At 61.9% G+C, this 18,510-nt stretch carries 19 protein-coding genes and 2 pseudogenes; 12 read left to right on the top strand and 9 right to left on the bottom strand.

What is annotated here, in order from left to right; all coding sequences use genetic code 11:
• Window positions 1-67: 67 nt before the first annotated feature.
• Together G6M89_RS22770 and G6M89_RS22765 are read left to right on the top strand one after the other, a co-directional pair.
• Window positions 68-1,579: pseudogene (locus G6M89_RS22770) on the top strand (LAGLIDADG family homing endonuclease); the annotation flags it as partial.
• A 3-nt stretch (window positions 1,580-1,582) separates the two neighbouring features.
• A pseudogene (locus G6M89_RS22765) lies at window positions 1,583-2,581 on the top strand (topoisomerase DNA-binding C4 zinc finger domain-containing protein); the annotation flags it as partial.
• A 26-nt stretch (window positions 2,582-2,607) separates the two neighbouring features.
• Here the strand turns inward: G6M89_RS22765 and G6M89_RS13005 are convergent.
• On the bottom strand, window positions 2,608-3,294 hold the full coding sequence (locus G6M89_RS13005) for a redoxin domain-containing protein (protein ID WP_165162274.1): 687 nt from the start codon (window positions 3,292-3,294) through the stop codon (window positions 2,608-2,610).
• 155 nt (window positions 3,295-3,449) lie between these two features.
• Between G6M89_RS13005 and G6M89_RS13000 the strand changes: the two genes are divergently transcribed.
• Both G6M89_RS13000 and G6M89_RS12995 read left to right on the top strand, forming a co-directional pair.
• The gene (locus G6M89_RS13000) at window positions 3,450-3,779 is read left to right on the top strand and encodes a hypothetical protein (protein WP_165162273.1); all 330 of its coding nucleotides are present in this window, start codon (window positions 3,450-3,452) and stop codon (window positions 3,777-3,779) included.
• 81 nt (window positions 3,780-3,860) lie between these two features.
• Complete coding sequence (locus G6M89_RS12995) at window positions 3,861-4,544, top strand: LysE family transporter (RefSeq protein ID WP_343162645.1); 684 nt, start codon at window positions 3,861-3,863, stop codon at window positions 4,542-4,544.
• Window positions 4,545-4,590: 46 nt separating this feature from the next.
• On the opposite strand, the gene G6M89_RS12990 is transcribed toward G6M89_RS12995, so the two are convergent.
• Entirely contained in the window at window positions 4,591-5,262 is a 672-nt protein-coding gene (locus G6M89_RS12990; protein ID WP_165162272.1) for an HD domain-containing protein, read from the bottom strand.
• 191 nt (window positions 5,263-5,453) lie between these two features.
• Here G6M89_RS12990 and G6M89_RS12985 point away from each other — a divergent pair, with 191 nt between their 5' ends.
• Both G6M89_RS12985 and G6M89_RS12980 read left to right on the top strand, forming a co-directional pair.
• Window positions 5,454-6,266: an SDR family NAD(P)-dependent oxidoreductase gene (locus G6M89_RS12985; RefSeq protein ID WP_165162271.1), complete on the top strand. Its 813-nt coding sequence runs from the start codon at window positions 5,454-5,456 to the stop codon at window positions 6,264-6,266.
• 78 nt (window positions 6,267-6,344) lie between these two features.
• The gene (locus G6M89_RS12980) at window positions 6,345-6,548 is read left to right on the top strand and encodes a hypothetical protein (RefSeq protein ID WP_165162270.1); all 204 of its coding nucleotides are present in this window, start codon (window positions 6,345-6,347) and stop codon (window positions 6,546-6,548) included.
• Window positions 6,549-6,650: 102 nt separating this feature from the next.
• Here the strand turns inward: G6M89_RS12980 and G6M89_RS12975 are convergent, their stop codons facing one another.
• Together G6M89_RS12975 and G6M89_RS12970 are read right to left on the bottom strand one after the other, a co-directional pair.
• Window positions 6,651-7,841, bottom strand: a complete 1,191-nt coding sequence (locus G6M89_RS12975) for a mandelate racemase/muconate lactonizing enzyme family protein (protein WP_165162269.1) — start codon at window positions 7,839-7,841, stop codon at window positions 6,651-6,653.
• 135 nt (window positions 7,842-7,976) lie between these two features.
• The gene (locus G6M89_RS12970; RefSeq protein WP_165162268.1) at window positions 7,977-8,648 is read right to left on the bottom strand and encodes an RraA family protein; all 672 of its coding nucleotides are present in this window, start codon (window positions 8,646-8,648) and stop codon (window positions 7,977-7,979) included.
• Window positions 8,649-8,831: 183 nt separating this feature from the next.
• Between G6M89_RS12970 and gfo6 the strand changes: the two genes are divergently transcribed.
• Window positions 8,832-9,896, top strand: a complete 1,065-nt coding sequence (gene gfo6 / locus G6M89_RS12965; protein WP_165162267.1) for a D-xylose 1-dehydrogenase Gfo6 — start codon at window positions 8,832-8,834, stop codon at window positions 9,894-9,896.
• A gap of 6 nt (window positions 9,897-9,902) precedes the next feature.
• Here gfo6 and G6M89_RS12960 read toward each other — a convergent pair whose 3' ends face one another.
• Together G6M89_RS12960 and G6M89_RS12955 are read right to left on the bottom strand one after the other, a co-directional pair.
• Window positions 9,903-10,349, bottom strand: coding sequence for a hypothetical protein (locus G6M89_RS12960; protein ID WP_165162266.1), 447 nt, complete (start codon window positions 10,347-10,349; stop codon window positions 9,903-9,905).
• Complete coding sequence (locus G6M89_RS12955) at window positions 10,346-10,921, bottom strand: hypothetical protein (protein WP_165162265.1); 576 nt, start codon at window positions 10,919-10,921, stop codon at window positions 10,346-10,348. The genes G6M89_RS12960 and G6M89_RS12955 overlap by 4 nt, the downstream gene beginning before the upstream one ends.
• A gap of 140 nt (window positions 10,922-11,061) precedes the next feature.
• Between G6M89_RS12955 and G6M89_RS12950 the strand changes: the two genes are divergently transcribed.
• The 3 genes from G6M89_RS12950 to G6M89_RS12940 all read left to right on the top strand — a co-directional run bounded on the left by G6M89_RS12950 (window position 11,062) and on the right by G6M89_RS12940 (window position 13,672).
• Window positions 11,062-11,478, top strand: a complete 417-nt coding sequence (locus tag G6M89_RS12950; RefSeq protein WP_165162264.1) for a cobalamin B12-binding domain-containing protein — start codon at window positions 11,062-11,064, stop codon at window positions 11,476-11,478.
• The gene (meaB, locus tag G6M89_RS12945) at window positions 11,475-12,623 is read left to right on the top strand and encodes a methylmalonyl Co-A mutase-associated GTPase MeaB (protein WP_165162263.1); all 1,149 of its coding nucleotides are present in this window, start codon (window positions 11,475-11,477) and stop codon (window positions 12,621-12,623) included. Before G6M89_RS12950 ends, meaB begins: the two co-directional genes overlap by 4 nt.
• 83 nt (window positions 12,624-12,706) lie before the next feature.
• Window positions 12,707-13,672 (top strand): alpha/beta fold hydrolase, encoded by a 966-nt coding sequence (locus G6M89_RS12940; protein ID WP_165162262.1) that lies wholly within the window; start codon window positions 12,707-12,709, stop codon window positions 13,670-13,672.
• Between the two features lie 69 nt (window positions 13,673-13,741).
• Here the strand turns inward: G6M89_RS12940 and G6M89_RS12935 are convergent, their stop codons facing one another.
• Both G6M89_RS12935 and G6M89_RS12930 read right to left on the bottom strand, forming a co-directional pair.
• Window positions 13,742-14,245 carry a DUF5797 family protein gene (locus G6M89_RS12935; RefSeq protein WP_165162261.1) on the bottom strand — a complete coding sequence of 168 codons (504 nt, stop codon included), beginning with the start codon at window positions 14,243-14,245 and terminating at the stop codon, window positions 13,742-13,744.
• 65 nt (window positions 14,246-14,310) lie between these two features.
• On the bottom strand, window positions 14,311-15,648 hold the full coding sequence (locus G6M89_RS12930; RefSeq protein ID WP_165162260.1) for an MFS transporter: 1,338 nt from the start codon (window positions 15,646-15,648) through the stop codon (window positions 14,311-14,313).
• Window positions 15,649-15,763: 115 nt separating this feature from the next.
• On the opposite strand from G6M89_RS12930, the gene G6M89_RS12925 reads away from it, so the two are divergent.
• Entirely contained in the window at window positions 15,764-16,018 is a 255-nt protein-coding gene (locus tag G6M89_RS12925; RefSeq protein WP_165162259.1) for a hypothetical protein, read from the top strand.
• Between the two features lie 41 nt (window positions 16,019-16,059).
• Here the strand turns inward: G6M89_RS12925 and G6M89_RS12920 are convergent, their stop codons facing one another.
• Complete coding sequence (locus G6M89_RS12920; RefSeq protein ID WP_165162258.1) at window positions 16,060-16,953, bottom strand: carboxypeptidase-like regulatory domain-containing protein; 894 nt, start codon at window positions 16,951-16,953, stop codon at window positions 16,060-16,062.
• Window positions 16,954-17,098: 145 nt separating this feature from the next.
• On the opposite strand from G6M89_RS12920, the gene G6M89_RS12915 reads away from it, so the two are divergent.
• Window positions 17,099-18,481: a hypothetical protein gene (locus tag G6M89_RS12915; protein WP_165162257.1), complete on the top strand. Its 1,383-nt coding sequence runs from the start codon at window positions 17,099-17,101 to the stop codon at window positions 18,479-18,481.
• Window positions 18,482-18,510: the final 29 nt, after the last annotated feature.

Genomic DNA, 18,510 nt, shown 5'->3' with positions numbered 1-18,510 from the left:
CCATCGATCCGATGTCGAAATCGTTCGCTCACCGGTACAGGAACTCTTTGAGAGCGGTCAGGTCGTCATGGCCGATGGCGATACCAATATTGCGACGACATCGGAAACACCGACGACACTGTCGCTTAATGAACAAACCGGTCTCGTTGAAGACCAAGAGACGACGCTCGTAAGCGAGCGACCGCTCGGTGACGACGAACGCGTTCTCGATATCGTGACGCCAGCGGGAACGTTCTCGGTGACGGACGATCATCCCCTGTACGTCACTACCGAGGATGGATTCGACGTTCGTCCTGCGAAAGCAATCGAACCAGGTGAGGAGTTACTTACTGTCCGCAGCGACCCGACGGAGTACGCAGCAGACGACGGGCCGGTTGCCGTCAGTTGGGGGACGTTCGCTGCCAACTGCACCGTCGATTCGAAACTGTATGGGACCGGTGCGAACGACGCGCTCGCCGCGTATCGAGAACGGACTGGACAGACCCAGCGTGAACTTGCAGCAACGGTCGGTGCCGATCGGAGCCACATCAGCGAATTCGAGAACGATCATCGGGACGTTCCCGTGTGGATTCTCGGTGAACTCGGCATTGAGCCCGACGGGCTTCACGGATTGAACAACGACGTTACGTTCGAGAACCCCTTCCCGATTCAGTGGAGTCCCGCGCTCGCTCGACTACTTGGCAATCTGCTCGGTGACGGATCAGTGTACGTCGACGAAACCGAGAACGTCGTCGACATCCGGTACCACAACACGGACCGTCGATTGATCGAGCGATTCGCCACGGATATCGAGTCCGTGTTCGGCGTTCGTCCCACTATAACCGAACAACCTGGTCGGAAGACCCATCATAAAACGAGATATCAGGCGAACGTTCCCGCAGCGGTCGGTCGCATTCTCCACGTTGTTCTCGAAGAGGTATCAACCGACGGTGTACCGAACGTTCCGACGGTATACGCTCCGTGGTTTATTGGCGCGCTGTTCGACGACGAAGGACACCTCTCCACCGATCGGAAGGCGTTTATCTCAAATACCGATCACGATTTGCTGGGCGCAGTTCAACAACTGCTCTCGGCGTTGGATATTGAAACGAAACTCGCCGCAGGCCAGCACAAACTACACATTCGTGGTCGTCGCACTCTCGAGCGGTTCCTCGATACCGTTCCGATCTCTTGTGACTGGAAATTCCATCGCGGGCTCGATTCACTGCGCGCATATCCCGTTACTGAGCGAAAAGCTGAACTGCTTGCAACGCTCGCCGATCGAGCGCTCACGACCGATGAAATTGCCGACGAACTCGAGATTTCACAGCCGCTGGCACAAACCACCGTGTCCGAACTCAAGGAGGACGAGTATATTGAAACCGAGATTGAGGGGAGCAATCGGAGTCACGACGGAAACAGGACGTTCCGATATACCGCTGACGGCTTCAAATCGTCGATATACGCGACACTCCTCGGCCTGCCGTCGTCGACGACAGTCACCGATCTAAGCGAGCGTGACTACGACGGAGCGGTGTACGATCTTACCGTTTCCGATGCAGCACCAAATTTTGCAATCGAAGGTGGTATCGTCGTTCATAACTCGACCAGGCACAACACCCTCGAGAAACTGTACGACCGGGGCTACATCGAGAGTGATCCACCGCGACCCACCAAACTCGCGATGGCGGTCGTTGACGCCGCGGAGAACTACGCCGACCGCGTCGTCAGCGAGGGCATGACGGCCCAACTCGAGGCCGACATGGACGCCATCGCCAGCGGCGAGGCCGGACTCGAGGACGTGACCGACGAATCTCGCGAGATGCTGGAAGAAATCTTCGCGAATCTCGCGGAGTCGCGCGACGAAATCGGCGATCACCTGCGCAAGTCGCTCAAAGACGACAAGCGACTCGGGCCGTGTCCCGACTGCGGCGAGGACCTGCTCGTGCGAAACAGCCGCCACGGCTCGTACTTCATCGGCTGTGACGGCTATCCCGACTGTGAGAACACCCTGCCGCTGCCCTCGACTGGCAAGCCGCTCATCCTCGAGGACGAGTGCGACGAGCACGGCCTGAACGAGGTGAAGATGCTCGCGGGTCGCCAGACGTTCGTCCACGGCTGCCCGCTCTGTAAGGCCGAAGATGCGGGCGAAGGGCCTGTTCTGGGTGCGTGTCCAGACTGCGGAGATGAACACGACGGCGAACTCGCCGTCAAAACCCTCCAGAGTGGCTCTCGACTCGTCGGCTGTACGCGCTATCCCGACTGCGAGTACTCTCTGCCGCTGCCTCGACGCGGCGACATCGAAGTCACCGACGAGCGCTGCGAGGAACACGATCTCCCCGAACTGCTGGTCCACAGCGGCGACGAACCCTGGGAACTGGGTTGTCCGATCTGTAACTATCAGGAGTTCCAGGCCCGCGAAAGCGACTCCGGCTCTGATCTCGAGGCGCTCGAGGGCGTCGGCGCAAAAACCGTCGAAAAGCTCGTCGCGGCAGGTATCGAGAGCTTGTCTGATCTGAGCGACGCCGACCCCGACGCCGTCGCCGAGAGCGTCGACGGCGTCAGTGCGGACCGGATTCGCAACTGGCAGGCTGAAGCCTGAGACGGGCTGATTTTCCGTAGGCGCCGTCAGTGCTCGTGATCAGTCTCGTTTCCATCGGTTTCCGATTCAGTTTCTCCGGCGTCGTCGTCAGCATCTGAAACAACGTCGTCAGTGTCAGCATCTGAATCACTCTCGAGGACCCGCTCGACGCTGCTGACGATCCGGTCGGCCTCGAGAACGCCCTCTGCCTCCCACTGGATGGCTCCGGTGTCGTCGATGGCGATGAGGACCGGGTGGGTGACGACATCGTAGCGATTGGTGAGGTCACGGCCGTCATCGTAGGCGAGCGTCCAGTCGCCGTCGTGGTCGACCCACCACTCTTGCAACTGGTCCGGCGACTGCTGGCCCGTCACTGAGACGACGGTGAGTTCGTCACCGTACTGGTCGCTGAGACGTTCCTGTGCGTCGGCCATGTTCGGCATCAGCGACCGACAGCGCGAACAGACCGGCGAAAAGAACATCGCGAGTGTCAGCCCGTCGTTCGGAACCGTCAGCGTCCCCGACTCGCTCCCCGGTGCCTCGAGCGTCTCGAGTTCGAGTGGGCCGCTCGAGTCGCTGGTGTCGCCGTCGCTGTCGTCCCCAGCGGAGTCCGTCGCTGACTCGGATGGAATGTCTCTCTCCTCCCCGAATGGCAGTCCACGCCAGAGCACGACGGCGCTTCCGCCGAGGACGCCGACGCTCGCGACGCCGGCAAGGGCCTCACGACGATTCACGACGCCACCTCCGAGGTACACAGTGATTCTGGGACGCGGTGACAGCGGTCATACCACCACTACATCGTCCAGCGAAAAGAGTCCCCGGGCAATCCACAAAGCATACGGTCCGGTCGGGATGAGCATCCGCGAGACATGATCCGAACGGTGAGCAGATGACCGAGGTCGAGAACCCGACGCCGACGACCCACCGAGTGGGCTGGCTCCTCGCACAGGGCGTCTTCCTCCTCTGGCTCGCAAGCGCGCTGTATCTCTCCTATCGCGTGTTCATCGCTGGCCTCTCGCCTGCACAGCAACAGGCTGCTGATCGCTTCCCACAGGAACCGATGGCGTCGCTTTCCGACCCGCTCATCGCCGTTTTGTGCCTATCGGTTGCCGTCGGCGTCGGCATCGTCTGTGCAATCGTCTATTACGGCTACAGACAGTGGCGTAGCGCTCACCGCCGGCGACTCGAACTCGAGCCGGAACTCGAAGTCGAAAACTGAAACGGACCGCTGTCACTCGCAAGCGCGACCGCGCGGTCGCTGTCCTTTTGCCCGCTGAGTGCGGACTCGAGGGTGAGAACCGTGTCTGTTTCCCTCGTTGCAACGGCGCTTGCGGGCGTCGTCTTCGGACTCGCGATTGCGGCCCCGCCGGGCCCGATGAACGCCATTATTGCCGAAGAGAGCGTCATCCGAGGCTGGCTGGCCGGCTTCTGGGCGGGTGCCGGCGCGATGCTCGCAGACGTGCTCTTTTTCGTCCTTGTGCTTGCCGGCGTCGTCACCGTCATCGACCGCATCCCGGTGATCCGGTCAATTCTCTATCTCATCGGTGGCGTGCTTATGCTCTACTTCGCCATCGGCGCACTCGAGGACGCCCGGTCGACCGCCTCGTTTATCGGCGAGAACAACGGCTCCTCCAAGGGCTTTCGCAAGACGTTCGCGCTCTCGCTGACCAACCCCTACCAGATCGGCTTCTGGCTCACCGTCGGCGTCGGCTTACTCGAGTCGGGGACGCTCGACGTCTTCGCACACGTTCCCACCGTCGGCGACTCGCTTAGCGGCATGCTGGTCGTTGAGACGGGGTCGCCCGCGCTGATCACTGGCTTTTTCGGTGGCATCGTGGTCTGGATCATCGCGTATCCGGCTGCGCTGGCTGCGGCCGGACGCCGCGTTGATGCGCTCGCGCCGGTGATTGCTGCGCTCAGTGGCGTCGTCCTCGCCGGTTTCGGAGCGCTGTTTCTCGGTATTGGAACCCTCTCGCTGCTGTGAAAAAACAAAATGCGTTGGTCGGCAGTTGTGACTACGGGTTCGGCGGTTAGCCCATGCCCGCGATTTCGTCCTCGAGCCACTCGCTGAACCACTTGACGCGCTTGAGGCGCTGGTGGGCGATTCCTTCGGCGGTGTCGCTCTGGACGCGCGAGGCGGCGTCGTAGCCACGTTCGAGGACGCGGTCGACCATCTCGTTGGAGTCCATGTGCGTGCGGGCTTCATAGCCCATCCGCAACAGCATGAGCGCGGTGCCGTTCGCACCGACCTTATCGAGCATGTCCGCCTCGATGAGACACTGCGTCTCGAGTGCGACGTCGTTTAAGTCGCCCTGATAGGAGTGCTGTTCAATCGCACGACACACCTGGGTGATGAACGATTCAGGGTAGTCGACACGGGACTCGAGGTACTCACGAGCGACGCGAGCACCAGCTTCGGCGTGCAGCTCTTGGTCGGTCTCGAGTTTCGCGACGTCGTGAAAGAGGGCGGCGACGCGGGTGACGTCGACGTCTGCGCCTTCCTCGCGGGCGATCTCCTTGGAGAGGTCGACCACGTTGAGGATGTGGTTGTGCCGGTACTCCGCGGAGTGCCACGGGTACCAGCGCATGCGCCCGCCTTCTTCTTCTTTCTCGACGCTAGCCGCGAGATACTCGAAGACGAACTGCTTCATTGCCTCGTATTCGGCGTCGGTGACCCTGGTTTCTTTTATCTCAACGCCCACGAGAGATCCCTCCGCAATAGACGAACGATAGTCATTGGGAGAATGTTCGGTCGTTTCGCTCTTTAGCCTTTGGTTCAGGGAACTTTCTCTCACGGATCGTGGCCGCTTATCAAAGAATTGGCGCTTCGGAAGCCCGATCAGTATCGGCCGGTGCCCCAAGGATGACGGTTCCGGGGGGCGATGCGACGGCTATGACAGCACGTATTGCGAACGCGGTTGCGGTCGTCACGGGCGGCGCACGCGGCATCGGTGAAGCGACCTGCCATCGCCTCGCCGAGGAGGGCGCAACGGTCGTCGTGGTCGACCGAGACGGCAACGAAGCACAGGCGACAGCCGAGGAGGTTACCGATGCGACGGGTCAGACAGCACTGGGTCTCGAGGCTGACGTCGGTTCGGAAGCCGCAGTCGAGTCCATGGCGGCGACGGTCGCCGACCGATTTGGCCGCGTCGACATCCTCGTGAACAACGCGGCTATCCGCGTCGATCCAATGCCGGTCACCGAGGCAGACGAAGCAAGTTGGGACCGCATCCTCGCTGTGAACCAGAAGGGCGTCGCCTTCTGCTCGAAACACTGTATTCCGCTCATGGACGACGGCGGCGCGGTCGTCAACGTCGCCTCGGTCGGTGCGGGCCTCGCCCGACCCGACTGGGCACAGTACGACTCGACGAAGGGCGCAGTCGTCGCGATGACCAAGGACATGGCCTGCGATCACGCAAGCGACGGCATCCGCGTCAACGCCGTCTCGCCGGGCTGGGTCGTCACCGACTATCACCTGCCAGAGGACGAGGACGAAGCTGAAGCCATGCTCGAGGAAGAGACTACCCCGAACCCGGACGGGCCGGGAATCCTGAAGCGAGCCGCCGAGCCACGCGAAATCGCTGATGCGATCCTGTTTCTTGCATCCGACGAAGCGTCGTTCATTACTGGTGAGAACCTCCTCGTCGATGGTGGTGCGACTGCAGTGGGGACCGGACTCGAGTGGGACGAGAATTTCGATGCCTGACTCGGCGATGGACCCTCAACGCGGTCGCACTCTTGGGAATCAGAAAGCACTTATCAATAAACCGATCACTCGAGTTCTATGAACCGTCGAACACTTCTCGTTACGGCCACTGGTGCCATTTCCGCATCACTCGGCGGCTGCGTCGGCCCTACAGGCGAAGAAAACACGGAGGACGCGCCCGACGACGCCGCGGTGGAATCGAGGGGTGACGATTCGTCCGATGCGGAAGACGAGAACGCGGACGATACCGAAACCGAGTCCGTCAACGAGTCCGACGACTGAAGCCGACTTCTGTTGGGACGGCGGGAGACCATAGTGACTATCGCCGATAAAACATCAAATGGATTAAGCTTTGGTAATAACCGAAACCGATGCAGAGACTGGCTACGCTTCGTCGATGAGTTCCTCGCCTTCTTTCATATGCGCTGCAACCACGTCGAGATCAACTTCGACGCCGAGACCCGGCTCATCCGGCACCTCGATCCGGCCCGGCTCGAGAATGTCCTCTTCGACCACATCGTCCCACCAGTCCACGTCGCGGGCGTGGTACTCGAGTGCGAGGAAGTTCGAGGCTGAAGCGCCGACGTGGGCGCTGGCCATCGTCCCGACCGGCGAGGCGACGTTGTGCAGCGCGAGCGGGATGTAGTAGGCTTTCGCGATGTTCGCGATCTTTTTCGTCTCGAGCATGCCGCCGTTTTTGGGCACGTCAGGGTGGATGATATCGAGGCCTTGATTCTCGACTAACTGGCGCGCGCCCTCAACGCGGTAGATGTTCTCACCCGCGGCGATGGTAGTGTCCGTGTTGTGGGTGACGTACTCCTGTACGTCGTGATTTTCCGGCGGGACAGTGTCCTCGAGCCACCAGACGTCGTAGTCTTCGACAGCCGAGGCGAGTCGGCGGACGGTGTCGCCGGTCCAGCTCCAGTGGCAGTCGAAGGCGATGTCCGCGCGGTCACCGACGCGTTCGGTGACGGCCTCGACGATGGAGGCGCGGAAGTCGATTGCTCGAGCGTTCAGGTGCTTGTTTTTCGGATCTTGAACGTGCTTGTCGGGGCTGTCGAGGTCGAACTTGATCGCGTCCCAGCCTTCGTCGACGACTGCTTCGGCCGCCCCAGCGTAGGCTTCGGGATCGTAGGGATCCTCGTCAGGCTCGCCGTCGGCCTCGTGGAGGTGCTCGCCCGCGTGGACGTCACAGTAGACGCGAACGTCCTCGCGGTGTTTCCCGCCGAGAAGTTGGTGAGCGGGCACCTCGAGCAGTTTCCCAGCGAGATCGTGCAGCGCGAGATCGATCCCCGAAATCGCGGTGACGCCGATGCCGTTGATCCCGCCGCGGTAAGAGAGGTAGTCGAACAGTTCCGTACAGCGCGCGTCGATGTCGACGGGGTTCTTCCCGATGATGATCGGTTTGACCTCGTGGAGGTAGGCGTCTGCTTTCGGGCCGAGGACCATCTCGCCGGTGCCGGTGACGCCTGCGTCCGTGTAGATGCGGACGAGCGTCCACTCGAAGGTCTCGCCGATTGTCGTCGTCTGGATATCTGTAATCGCAACATCGCGGGGCGCACTCTCGTGTTCCATGTCACCCTCTGTCGGGTTCCAACATATAAATCGTCACATACCCGCACCAGTCGCCGTTTTCTCCAGTGCGGGACAAGCCAGCGGCTCACCGGCCTCGCCATCAGCACGTCGTGCGAGCGCCCCCGAACGAAGCGATCAGAGCGTCCCGTACCGATCCCAGACCTCGTAGACGCTATCGCCGTCGCGGATGTCCGAGCGAACCTTGTTCTCCGTCTCGAGTTCGTCTTCAGCCTCGTCGATGACGTGCTCGAGGTCATCGGGGTCGATGACGACGATTGATTCGTAGTCCGCGAAGACGACGTCGCCGGGGTTGATGGTCACGTCGTGGACCTCGACGGGGACGCCGTACTCCTGGAAGGCGACGCGGCCGAACGACTCGATGGCGCTGTGGCCTTCCGCCCAGACGGGGAACTCGTGTTCTTCGATCAGTCGCGAATCCCGCGTTGGGCCGTCGATGAGCGCACCCTCCGCGCCGTTTTCTTGCACAATCGAACTCAGGAGTTCCCCCCAGAGGCCAACCTCCGTGTCTTTGGGCGCGGCCATCACGATGAAATCGCCGGGGTCGGTCGCCTCGAGATAGTCGAAGAATTCAGAGCCTTCGTCTTCGTCGTCGTCGCCCTCTTTCTCGTAGCCGATTTCAACGCGCTGGGCTGGGTGGGCCGTGCCGACCGTGGGTTCGCGCGACCACAGCGACTCGAGACGCGTACAGGGAATCACGTTGTCTTTGATCCCCATCTCGTCGGTCACGTCGTTGAGCAGGGCGCTGTGGAAGTTCGTTAGCTTCTCTCGTTGTTCACTGGTTACCATTGTCGTGCTCGGTGGCAACTGGCGCGCGGGGTATAAAATAGCGGCTACTGGCTACGCCTGCTGCCGGTTTCCACCGACCATGAGTACAATTCGAGTAAACATTCACGATTTCTGTACCCTGTCGTCGGGACGTAAGTACCCGCTTTCGGTGCCTACAATATGGCACGCCTTGACGTGGTCTCTATGACACTCGAGCTCCCGGCGCGATTCGAGCGAGACTGGGACCGTTCTGTTGCGGACGCACCACTGCGATTCGCAGTCATCGGTCTTGGCGGGTTCGCACGAAACACCGCGCTGCCGTGTATTGAGGAATCAGACTACTGCGAGACGACGGCGGTCGTCAGCGGCTCCGCTGAAAAGGCCAGTGAGGTCGCACGCGAGTTCGACGCCGAACACGCGCTCACCTACGAGGAGTACGGCGACGGCGTCGGCAGCGAGGATTACGACGCAGTCTATATCGTCACGCCGAACGCGCTCCACCTTCCGCACGTCGAAACCGCCGCCGCCGACCTCGAGAAGGCCGTCCTCTGTGAGAAGCCACTCGAGGCGGATGCCGACCGCGCCGCACGTTTGGTCGAGGTCTGCGAGGATGCGGGCGTCCCGCTGATGACGGCCTACCGGATGCAGGCAGCGCGTTCGATCCGCTGGATTCGCCGGAAGGTCGCAGACGGCCTCATCGGCAACCCCGTTCAGGTTCATGGCGAGTTCTCCTTTCACGTCCTCGAGCACGGCGGGCCGGATCAGTGGCGACTCGATCCCGACCTCGCTGGCGGCGTTGTGCTGATGGATATCGGCGTCTATCCGATCAACACCGCCCGGTACGTCCTCGACGCCGACCCGGTCGCCGTCCGCGGCACGACGGATAACTCCCATCCCGCCTTCGAGGGCGTCGACGAACACGTCGCTGTCCACCTCGAGTTCCCCGATGCTGTGACAGCCTCGTGTACCGCGAGTTTCAATTCAGCCGGCGCGAGTCGGTTCGCAATCACCGGGACCGAGGGCCGGATCGTCGTCGAATCCGTCTTCGGCGTCGACGACGCCTGTCACCTGACGATTGACGTCGACGGGAGCCACCTCGAGGGGACTGTTGCAGCGCCCCACGAGGTCACCGAGGAGTTCGATTACTTCGCGACCGCGGTGCTGACTGAGATGGAGCTTGCACCAGACGGTCGACACGGGCTCACCGATGTCCAGATTGCCGAGGGGGTGTACGAGTCGGCAGAGGAGGGGACTCGAGTCGAGTTGTAGGTTCGATTACTCGGTCCAGAACGCTCGCTGTCGCTCCTCGATCTCTTTCAGGACCGCTGTAAGGACATCGCGCCAATCGTCGGGATGGGACGTATCGACTCCCGGCGTCGGTGCGTCGGGTCCCGGGTGGATGTGCTCTCGAGCGTTGTGATCGGAAGGATGTCGATCCCATCGGTGATCGAACGTCCCTGCACTGTGGTCTTCGTGATACTGAATCGTGAAATCGCCGTTTTTGAACCAGATGAACTCGACTCGAGCCGCCTCAACGGTGGGTGGGTAGAACGTCGAGTCGTAGACACAGACCACACGATTCGGCGCGAACGCGGGGTGACTGTCGACGCGTTCGAACCGCCCGCTCGTCTCGAGTCGATCTGCAATCGTCTCTAATCGGTCGAAATCGACCGGCGCGCCGCTATCGTCGCGATCCCACGTGTCGTCGCTGCGCTCGGTCATACGGCTGTGCGTTCGTCGGTAGCCGTTCCGGAATCAGTCGTGAGCGCACGCTCGAGGAGATCGATTCGGCGGCGGGTCGTCTGCCACGATGAAAGTTCCTCCCAGACATCCGCAACCGGCTGGTCGGTTGCTGATGCGTATGCGGCAATCGAGATGTCGCTCGGTGAGTCGACCTCGAACGTTGTGGTGAACTCTTCGTCAGCTGCTCGCTCCGTTTCGAGTGCGGACAGGAGTTCATCGACCGTGTACTGGCTCTGGAGTTGCTGGACGCGACGCCAGCGAAGATAGCCGTCGTTTCGCTCGTACGTCGCCGGTGAGTCAGTGACCTGCGCCACAATTCCCATCCGCGCGAACCACTCGAGATACTCCCTCGCTGCATCGACGCCGTGCCCAGCACGGTCGGCGATATCGCTCACCGTCGCCGGACTGTCCAATCCGAGCACCGTATCGAAGAAATCGTCGCGCGTTCGCTCGCCGCGGATGAGGTCGGCCGGATCCTCGAGCGCATCGAAATCCGGCGGTTCCGCCCGTTCGCCGGCGTCAACCGTCAGTTCTGGGCTCGGTTCTTTCATAGCAGTAGTACGGACTCGTACGGAATATATCTTTGTCCAACGAAATAATCCGTAACCTTGCCTTCATTGATGCTGGGTGCGGCTTCATAGCCGTACTGGTGTCCGTTAACGTGAAACGGGCGGGCGGTGAACAGGGGCCTATGAGTACCGAACAGGAGGAGGCGTCGATCCGGTGTCTCGTCGCCAAGGTCGGACTCGACGGCCACGACCGGGGCGCACACGTCATCTCTCGAGCGTTTCGAGACGCTGGCTTCGAGGTTGTCTACTCGGGGCTGCACAACGCGCCCGAGGAGATCGTTCAGGCTGCGGTCCAAGAGGACGTCGACGTGCTCGGGATTTCGATCCTCTCCGGCGCACACGACACGCTCGTGCCCAAGATCATGGACGGGCTGGCAGAGTACGGCGCAAAGGAGGATACGCTCGTCCTCGTCGGCGGCGTCATCCCCGAGGAAGATCGTCCGGCGCTCGAGTCGGCGGGCGTCGCCCAGATTTTCGGCCCCGGCACGTCGATTGCAGAGACCATCGCGTTCGTCCGGGAGAACGCACCCGAGCGATGAGCGGCGCTGACGACGCCAGTGTGCACGCCGAACTGCTCGAGGGGCTCCTCGCGGGTGAACATCGCGCGCTGGCCCGCGTCATCTCGAAGATCGAGGATCGCGCGCCGGGCTATCGGGACCTCGTCTCTGACCTCTACCCCCACACGGGCGAGGCGGACGTGATCGGAATCACGGGCAGCCCCGGTGCGGGAAAGTCGACACTGGTGGACAAACTCGCGGAAACCTATCGCGACCGGGGCGAGACGGTCGGCATTATCGCGATTGACCCATCCTCGCCGTTTACCGGCGGTGCAGTGCTCGGTGACCGGATTCGAATGGCCTCTACAGTCGGGGATATGGACGTCTTCGTGCGCTCGATGAGCGCCCGTGGGACGCTTGGCGGCCTGTCGACTGCCACCGCGGACGCGGTCAAGGCGATGGACGCCTTCGGCAAGGACAAGATCATCATCGAGACCGTCGGCGCTGGCCAGAACGAAATCGACATCGTCCGTACGGCAGAGACGGTCGCCGTCCTCGTCCCGCCGGGTTCGGGCGACGACATCCAGACGCTGAAAGCCGGCATCCTCGAGATCGCAGATGTGTTCGTGGTCAACAAGGCCGACCGCGATGGGGCCGACCGAACGGTCCAGGAACTCGAGGAGATGATCCACCTTGGCGAGGGAACGAGCACCGTCGGCTCCGGGCACCACGGCGTTGCGACGGTGGCTGCTGACAGCACTCCGGACGACGCAAACGATGCGGAGGGCTGGCGGCCACCAATTGTCGAAACCGTCGCAACGAGCGGCGAGGGCATTGAGGCGTTTCTCGAGGAACTCGCGGCCCATCGGGCGTTCCTCGAGTCGACGGGCACCCGCACGGAACTGGCTCGCAAGCGCCACGCCGAGGAGATTCGGACACTTCTTCGGGAGGACGTCAACAGCTTGCTCGAGGCCGAACTCGAGCGTACGGGTGGGATTGACGCCCTCGCGGACGCCGTTCGGACGGGCGAGACCGATCCCTACTCGATTGCCGATGCCGTTCTCGAGGACCTCGAGGCGTGTCTGGCGGAGGCCGACCTCGAGGGTGACCTCGACAGTGAGGACAGAAGCGAGCACGAGGGCAACCTCGGCGAGACGACACTCGAGGGTGACGAGCCTTCGCGGTGAGGCGGCCACGACGATGACTCGTTGACTATCACACGCTGGATACTGACCGCAGTTCTAAGGCCATCGCGGCCATACTGTGTGGTATGAACGCCCGAACAGTCCTCGGTGCAGCGGTCGGAAGCGTTGGTGCGGCCGTCGTCGGCAATCGCCTCCTTTCGAAACGCGCAGGTGACCTCGAGAACCCGCTCGAGGGTGTCGAACGAACGTATCGCTGGCGTGGGATGGAGACACGATACACCGTTGCCGGCGATCCGAGCGATCCAGATATGCTCTTGCTTCATGGCGTCCACGCGGGAGCGAGCAGCAACGAGTTCAGCCCTGTATTCGAGCGATTGGCCGAAGACTATCACGTGTTCGCCGTTGACCTACCCGGATTCGGGCGCTCGAATCGCCCGCCGCTTGTCTACTCGCCGACGCTGTATGCGGAGTTCATCCGTGACTTCGCGGGCGACGTCACCGAGTCACCAATCGTCGTCGCCTCCTCGCTGACCGGTGCGTTCGCCGTCGACGCTGCAGGTGAAGACGAAAGCGAGTTCGCCCATCTCGTCTTGATCTGCCCGACCGGCGATACCGGCGATGAGCGCCCGTGGCTGCGCACGCTCGTTCGGTCGCCACTTCTCGGCACGACGCTATTCAATCTGCTCGCAAGCAAACCCTCGCTGCGGTACTTTTACGACCGGGATGGCTACTACGACAGTGACCGAATCGACGCCGCAGAAGTCGCCTACGCCTGGGATAGCGCCCATCAGCCGGGCGCTCGCTACGCCCCAGCCTCCTTTGCGTCCGGCACGCTCGATCCCAAATTCGACCTCGCGACAGAACTGGCCGCCCTCGAGACCGACACGACGCTCGTCTGGGGACGCGACGCAGAACTCGTGCCACTGCGCAACGGACGAGATCTCTCTCGAGCGGCGGATCTCGATCTGGTCGTCATCGACTACGCGACGCAGTTACCACACGCCGAACACCCAGACCGGTTCGTCGAATATCTAACGGCAGAACTTCTCGAGGCAGGCCCAGCGGGTGCGGACGCGAGTCCTGACGAATAAGAGGACCAGACACCCGCCGCTAACCAGCTCTCGACTGGTAGCGGCTACCAGAACTGGCGGTAAGAGGTCTCAGTTGGAAACGGCAACCTCGAGGTCGTCGCGGTCGACAGCCAGGCGGAACGTGGGGACGGTTCGGTACTCGATTTCGACCACGTCTTTCCGGCGGAGACTCTGGAGGCCTGAGCGGACATCTTCAGCCGACGGGTCGACATCGTAGGCCTCGCGGAGGCTGTGGAGCACGGAGACGACACTCTCCGATTCCTCTTCGGGGCCGGCGAGTACGTCGACGATCTGGGCCTGTAGTTCCGGCACGCGAATGCGCGAGGGCGCGCCATCTGCGTCTGGGTCGCTTTCGATACCCGGTTCGACATCGACGAGATCGTTGGCCTCCGCGGTTGCCCGGATCAGGCTGTTATCGTCGCGAAAGTAGTAATCGCTCAGTTCGTTCTCGAGATACTGGTGAACCTCGCTCCCGCTTTCGACCCCCCACCGGTCCTGTAGCTCGGAATTTTTCGTCGGCTGTAGCTCCACCACGTCTGCCAGGCGTCCTTTGGCCTCCTCCGAAAGCGTCATCGTCGGATCGTATGTGGATACAGTACTTTTGCGTTGCGTCCCTCGCCGCTCTTGCCTGCGGTCGGTCAGTCACTCCCGACGAACGGCAGTGGAATCGGCTCCGTTGACTCGAGGCTCTCTTCGACCTGCGTATACACGAGAACAGCCCCCATCGCTGCGAGAACGGTGCCGAAAATAAACGGCACGTGGAAGCCGTACTCGATCAGCGCGCCCGAGGAGAACGGCCCAATGGCGATCCCAAAGCCAAAGGCCATCGTCAACACGGAGAGTTTCGAGCCGGATTCACCCTCGGGCGCGAGGTCGCCAGCGAGTGCGAGTGCCGGCGCGAACACCATCGCGCCTGCGATACCCTGAGCAAGCCGTGCGACAAACATCGACTCGGGAGTCAGGATGAATCCTTGCACCAGCGTCGATGGCACCAGAATTACCATTCCGGTGACGATGAACGGCCGCCGTCCGAACCGGTCGCAGGCCCGACCAATCGGTGTCTGCAAGACGATCTGGGCGACGATAAACGCCGCAAACTGCAGGCCAAACCAGGTCGCCCCCTGCCCGAGACGTTCGTTCACCTGTGGCTGGATTGTCGCAAACAGGGCAATCGAGGCGGCCATAAACAGCGAGGCAAGCCCGAGCGTGAAGATGGGATCGAAGACCTTCGAGCCCGAGCGGTCCCAGACGTCAATCGAGAGGTCTGCGCCTGCGGTCGCGTCCGTCGTGTCGGGGTCGGTGATGAGGATGGTTACGAGCAGGTAGCTGAGCGCGGCGGTCACGACGGCGATATAGAAGGCCGCGTCGAAGCCCGTGATCGACAGGCCACCGGGGAGCGTGTAGGGGCCGAGATTGACCACCGCGCCGGCGGCGACCGGGCCTGCGCCGAAGCCAACCAGTCGGAACGTGTTGTAGACGCCCATATTGCCGCCGCGGTCGCCCGTCGTCGCGAGTTCGTTCACCAGCGCGACCGACGCGGGGATGATAAATGAGACGCTGATCCCCTGCAAGCCACGGATGACGACCAGCGAGATGTAGCTCCCTGCTAATACGTACGCGAGATTCGTCACTGCCAGTCCACCTAATCCAATCAGGATGAACAGCTTTCGTCGCCCCGTTCGATCCGAGAGCCGCCCCGTTAGTGGCTGAAAGCTACTGTTGAGAAACCCAAACAGCGAGAGGATGATCCCGATGATCATCGCCTCCGAAAGGCCAAACGTCGGTCCACCGACGGCCTCACTCGTCACGTACAGTGGGATAACGATAATGAGAAACGAGTTGCCGATGCCGTCGGCCATCCGTGCAAACGCCAGCGCAAGTACTCGGCGGTCGACGGCAAACTGCGCGATGAGCACCCCGAACAGCCAACTCGTCCAGCTAACCGGCGTTCGAAGCCACTCGAGCAGTCTTCGCATCGATCCCTACTGCATCGGCGCGTCCGTTTATAGTTTCGAATAGAAACGTCTCCGACGGGGACTGTCGCTTGTATCGGCAACGAGTTACAAGCCCCTTTCTGGCGTAGTGATTCCTATGACCGATGTCAAACTGAGCCGCATCGAAACCGTCCTCACGGACCTCGAGTATCCCGCGTCGAACGACGACGCTGTCCAAGAGTTTTCGGAGACAACCCTGTTGCTCGCTGATGGCGAGCGAAACCTTGGCTCGCTGGTCGAACGCAGCGAAACCGAGCAGTTCGAGTCGCCTGAGGATCTCAAGACAGAGTTACACAACGTCTTGCCGCGCGAAGCGGTCGGCGAGCCGTTCCAGTCGGAAGGCGAAGGATAGCGTAGTAGAAACTTGACACTTTTACCGGCCGTGAGACGTCGTTAGTCTGTTTCGAGTGTGATCTCTGGTTCGACCATGCGACCGAACCGGGCGACAACGTCCGTCTCGGCGCGGTCGTACCCATCTGCAAAGACATCGAGCGTGTACTGACCGTGCTCGAGTTTGGCGTCGAACTCGCCGTCTTCGTCGGTCGTCTCGACGCGCGTCGAGCGCTCGCCGCGCAGGCGCACCGTCGCATCGTCGACGGGGTCGCCGTCCTCATCAGTTATCTCACCCGAGACGAGTGCCGTCTTGGAGATTGGCCGTGGCTGTTCTGCGAGGTCGATCAGCGCGCGAACATCCTCGCCTGCCTCGACGTAGACCTCCTCGTAGCCGTCGCCGTAGCCCTCGACGCCTTCGACGTGAATCTCCCACCAGCCCTCAGGGACGACCAATCCGGTCGTCCAACGCTCGCCATCCGGGAGTCGCCCGTTCGGCGCGACGACGCTATGTGTCTCGCCGTTGCCAAAAATTGTCACTCGAGACTCGAGCGTCGAGCCACCGCCGGGTTCGACGATGGCGACTTCGATTTCGCCCTCCTCGGGTCCCCACTCGCGCTCGAGGTCGAAAGTGACGCTGGTCGTGTCGCCGGCCTCGAGTTCAATCTCCTCGGTGTCGGCGACGTAGCCGCCTTCGTCGACTGCGACGGTGTAGGTGCCGGGCTCGAGTTCCTGGTCGTAGCGCCCGTTGCTCGCCGTTTCGGTTGACGTGTCCTCGTCGAACGCAACGGTGACGTCTCCGGCGGGACTCTCGCCGTACCTGAGTTGACCCTCGACGAGCGCCATGTCGTCGGCTGGCTCGTCTGCAGTCGCAGTTGGTGTCGCGGCTGCGACGCCGAACAGTCCGGCCGTTGCGGCCGACGAGCGTCGAATGAACGTGCGACGATTTGCGTGCATGATGGCTGTCGAAGCATCTGCCTACCCCGGTATATCCTTTCTGAAAACGCTCGTTTCGGGCCTCGAGACACTCATATTTGGAAGAGTTACGATTTAGAACAGACTATCAACAAGACTTATGACGCCCTGCTGATCAATTGAGTCAATGGACCGACGTTCCCTCCTGCTCTCCGCCGGCAGTATTGGCGGTCTTCTCGGTCTCGGCAGCTACCACCAGCGTCGCCGACTCCGACGCTGGGACGACCGCGACGCCCTTCGGACTGCTCGCGACCGCGACCGGCCCACCCTCGAGACCGAAACGACGCTCACCGTTAGCGATGAGCATCTCGAGACTGCTCGAGACGATCTCGAGGAGTTACTCGCGGAGACTCGAGCGGCATGGCCTGACTTCGAGGATCAACTGAACGACCTCCCGCGTGAGGTTCGGCGGGCACAGTCGCGACTCGAGGCCGCTGAAGACACTCTCTCCGATGCTGCAGACCGATTTGCAGACAGCAGTGACCGCACGCCGGTCGAGCGACTCGAGCTGCTCGAGGACTTGCGAGACGGGTTGCGGAGTGCAGGTCACGCGCTGGCGTTCGCCCAGGTTGAGCGCAATGACCGAGACACTGATGACGTCGTCGACGAACTCGATACTGTCGAAGACGAGTACGAACGCGTCAGCGAAGCGATCACGTACTACGCAGACGACCTCCCGTGGGCTGTCGCCGCCTACGGCGACCTCGACGACTACCTCGAGGGCGTTCGGACAACAATCGCGTCGGGTCGGCGCGCACTCGAGCGTGGTGACTCCGCACACGGGTCCGATGCGGACCCCGATCGAACAGACTGGATTGGGGCAGACGAGTTGGCACGAGCATCTATCCCTGTCTTTGTCGTCGAGGCGCTGCTCGAGGATATCGAACACTTCGAGGCCCATCTCCACGACGAGGCCGACACCACAACCGACGCCGCTCCCACCCTCGAGTCGCGCTACGAATCGCTCGAAGACGACCTCGAGACACGTCTCGATGCTATCGACTTCAGCTACGACGACGAGCGTTCGTCTTACGCACGCGACATCTGGACGCCGTTTGAATTTGATAGATCAGACGGCTCAGACGAGCGCCGCCGCGGTCGAATCGCACTCGCAGTTCGCCTCATCGCCGAACGGGACGCAGTCGTACGCACGCTCGAGGAATTCGCGGACATGCCCTCGCTCGCTACCCTCAACAATGACGATCCACTCCGATCCTCGTTCGAGACTACTGGCGAAGATGTCCTCGAGGCCGCCCGGAGCGCCGACGAGACACTCGAGAATCGCCTCGAGGCGGACGGCGACCATCTGCTCGTCCACCACCTCTGTACCGTCATCATCGAGGACCGCGACTGGACTGACACCCGTCTCGAGCGCACACTCGACGATATCAACGAGGACAGCGACGAGGAGTGGACGCTTGCGCTCGAGCGACTTCGACTCGGCTATCTCGAGGTCGAGGCGTTCGTGACGGAACTCCCGGCCGTTCTCGAGGCGATTGGCGGTACGTAACGGTGAGTTCGTCGCTCCTCAAGGGTCTC

It is taken from the genome of Natronolimnobius sp. AArcel1 (assembly GCF_011043775.1).
GTDB lineage: Archaea > Halobacteriota > Halobacteria > Halobacteriales > Natrialbaceae > Natronolimnobius.
The sequence above is the reverse complement of the archived record's forward strand: the minus strand, read 5'-3'. Positions and strand labels throughout refer to the sequence as shown.

What these genes read in the sequence shown, in the direction of transcription:
- G6M89_RS12935 (WP_165162261.1), bottom strand. Translation starts at nt 14,245, where the DNA reads ATGACGCTTTCGGAGGAGGCCAAAGGACGCCTGGCAGACGTGGTGGAG.
- G6M89_RS12940 (WP_165162262.1), top strand. Translation starts at nt 12,707, where the DNA reads ATGAACGCCCGAACAGTCCTCGGTGCAGCGGTCGGAAGCGTTGGTGCG.
- G6M89_RS12980 (WP_165162270.1), top strand. Translation starts at nt 6,345, where the DNA reads ATGAACCGTCGAACACTTCTCGTTACGGCCACTGGTGCCATTTCCGCA.
- G6M89_RS12985 (WP_165162271.1), top strand. Translation starts at nt 5,454, where the DNA reads ATGACAGCACGTATTGCGAACGCGGTTGCGGTCGTCACGGGCGGCGCA.
- G6M89_RS12930 (WP_165162260.1), bottom strand. Translation starts at nt 15,648, where the DNA reads ATGCGAAGACTGCTCGAGTGGCTTCGAACGCCGGTTAGCTGGACGAGT.
- G6M89_RS13000 (WP_165162273.1), top strand. Translation starts at nt 3,450, where the DNA reads ATGACCGAGGTCGAGAACCCGACGCCGACGACCCACCGAGTGGGCTGG.
- G6M89_RS12915 (WP_165162257.1), top strand. Translation starts at nt 17,099, where the DNA reads ATGGACCGACGTTCCCTCCTGCTCTCCGCCGGCAGTATTGGCGGTCTT.
- G6M89_RS12960 (WP_165162266.1), bottom strand. Translation starts at nt 10,349, where the DNA reads ATGACCGAGCGCAGCGACGACACGTGGGATCGCGACGATAGCGGCGCG.
- G6M89_RS12970 (WP_165162268.1), bottom strand. Translation starts at nt 8,648, where the DNA reads ATGGTAACCAGTGAACAACGAGAGAAGCTAACGAACTTCCACAGCGCC.
- gfo6 (WP_165162267.1), top strand. Translation starts at nt 8,832, where the DNA reads ATGACACTCGAGCTCCCGGCGCGATTCGAGCGAGACTGGGACCGTTCT.
- G6M89_RS12925 (WP_165162259.1), top strand. Translation starts at nt 15,764, where the DNA reads ATGACCGATGTCAAACTGAGCCGCATCGAAACCGTCCTCACGGACCTC.
- G6M89_RS12975 (WP_165162269.1), bottom strand. Translation starts at nt 7,841, where the DNA reads ATGGAACACGAGAGTGCGCCCCGCGATGTTGCGATTACAGATATCCAG.
- G6M89_RS12955 (WP_165162265.1), bottom strand. Translation starts at nt 10,921, where the DNA reads ATGAAAGAACCGAGCCCAGAACTGACGGTTGACGCCGGCGAACGGGCG.
- meaB (WP_165162263.1), top strand. Translation starts at nt 11,475, where the DNA reads ATGAGCGGCGCTGACGACGCCAGTGTGCACGCCGAACTGCTCGAGGGG.
- G6M89_RS12920 (WP_165162258.1), bottom strand. Translation starts at nt 16,953, where the DNA reads ATGCACGCAAATCGTCGCACGTTCATTCGACGCTCGTCGGCCGCAACG.
- G6M89_RS12950 (WP_165162264.1), top strand. Translation starts at nt 11,062, where the DNA reads ATGAGTACCGAACAGGAGGAGGCGTCGATCCGGTGTCTCGTCGCCAAG.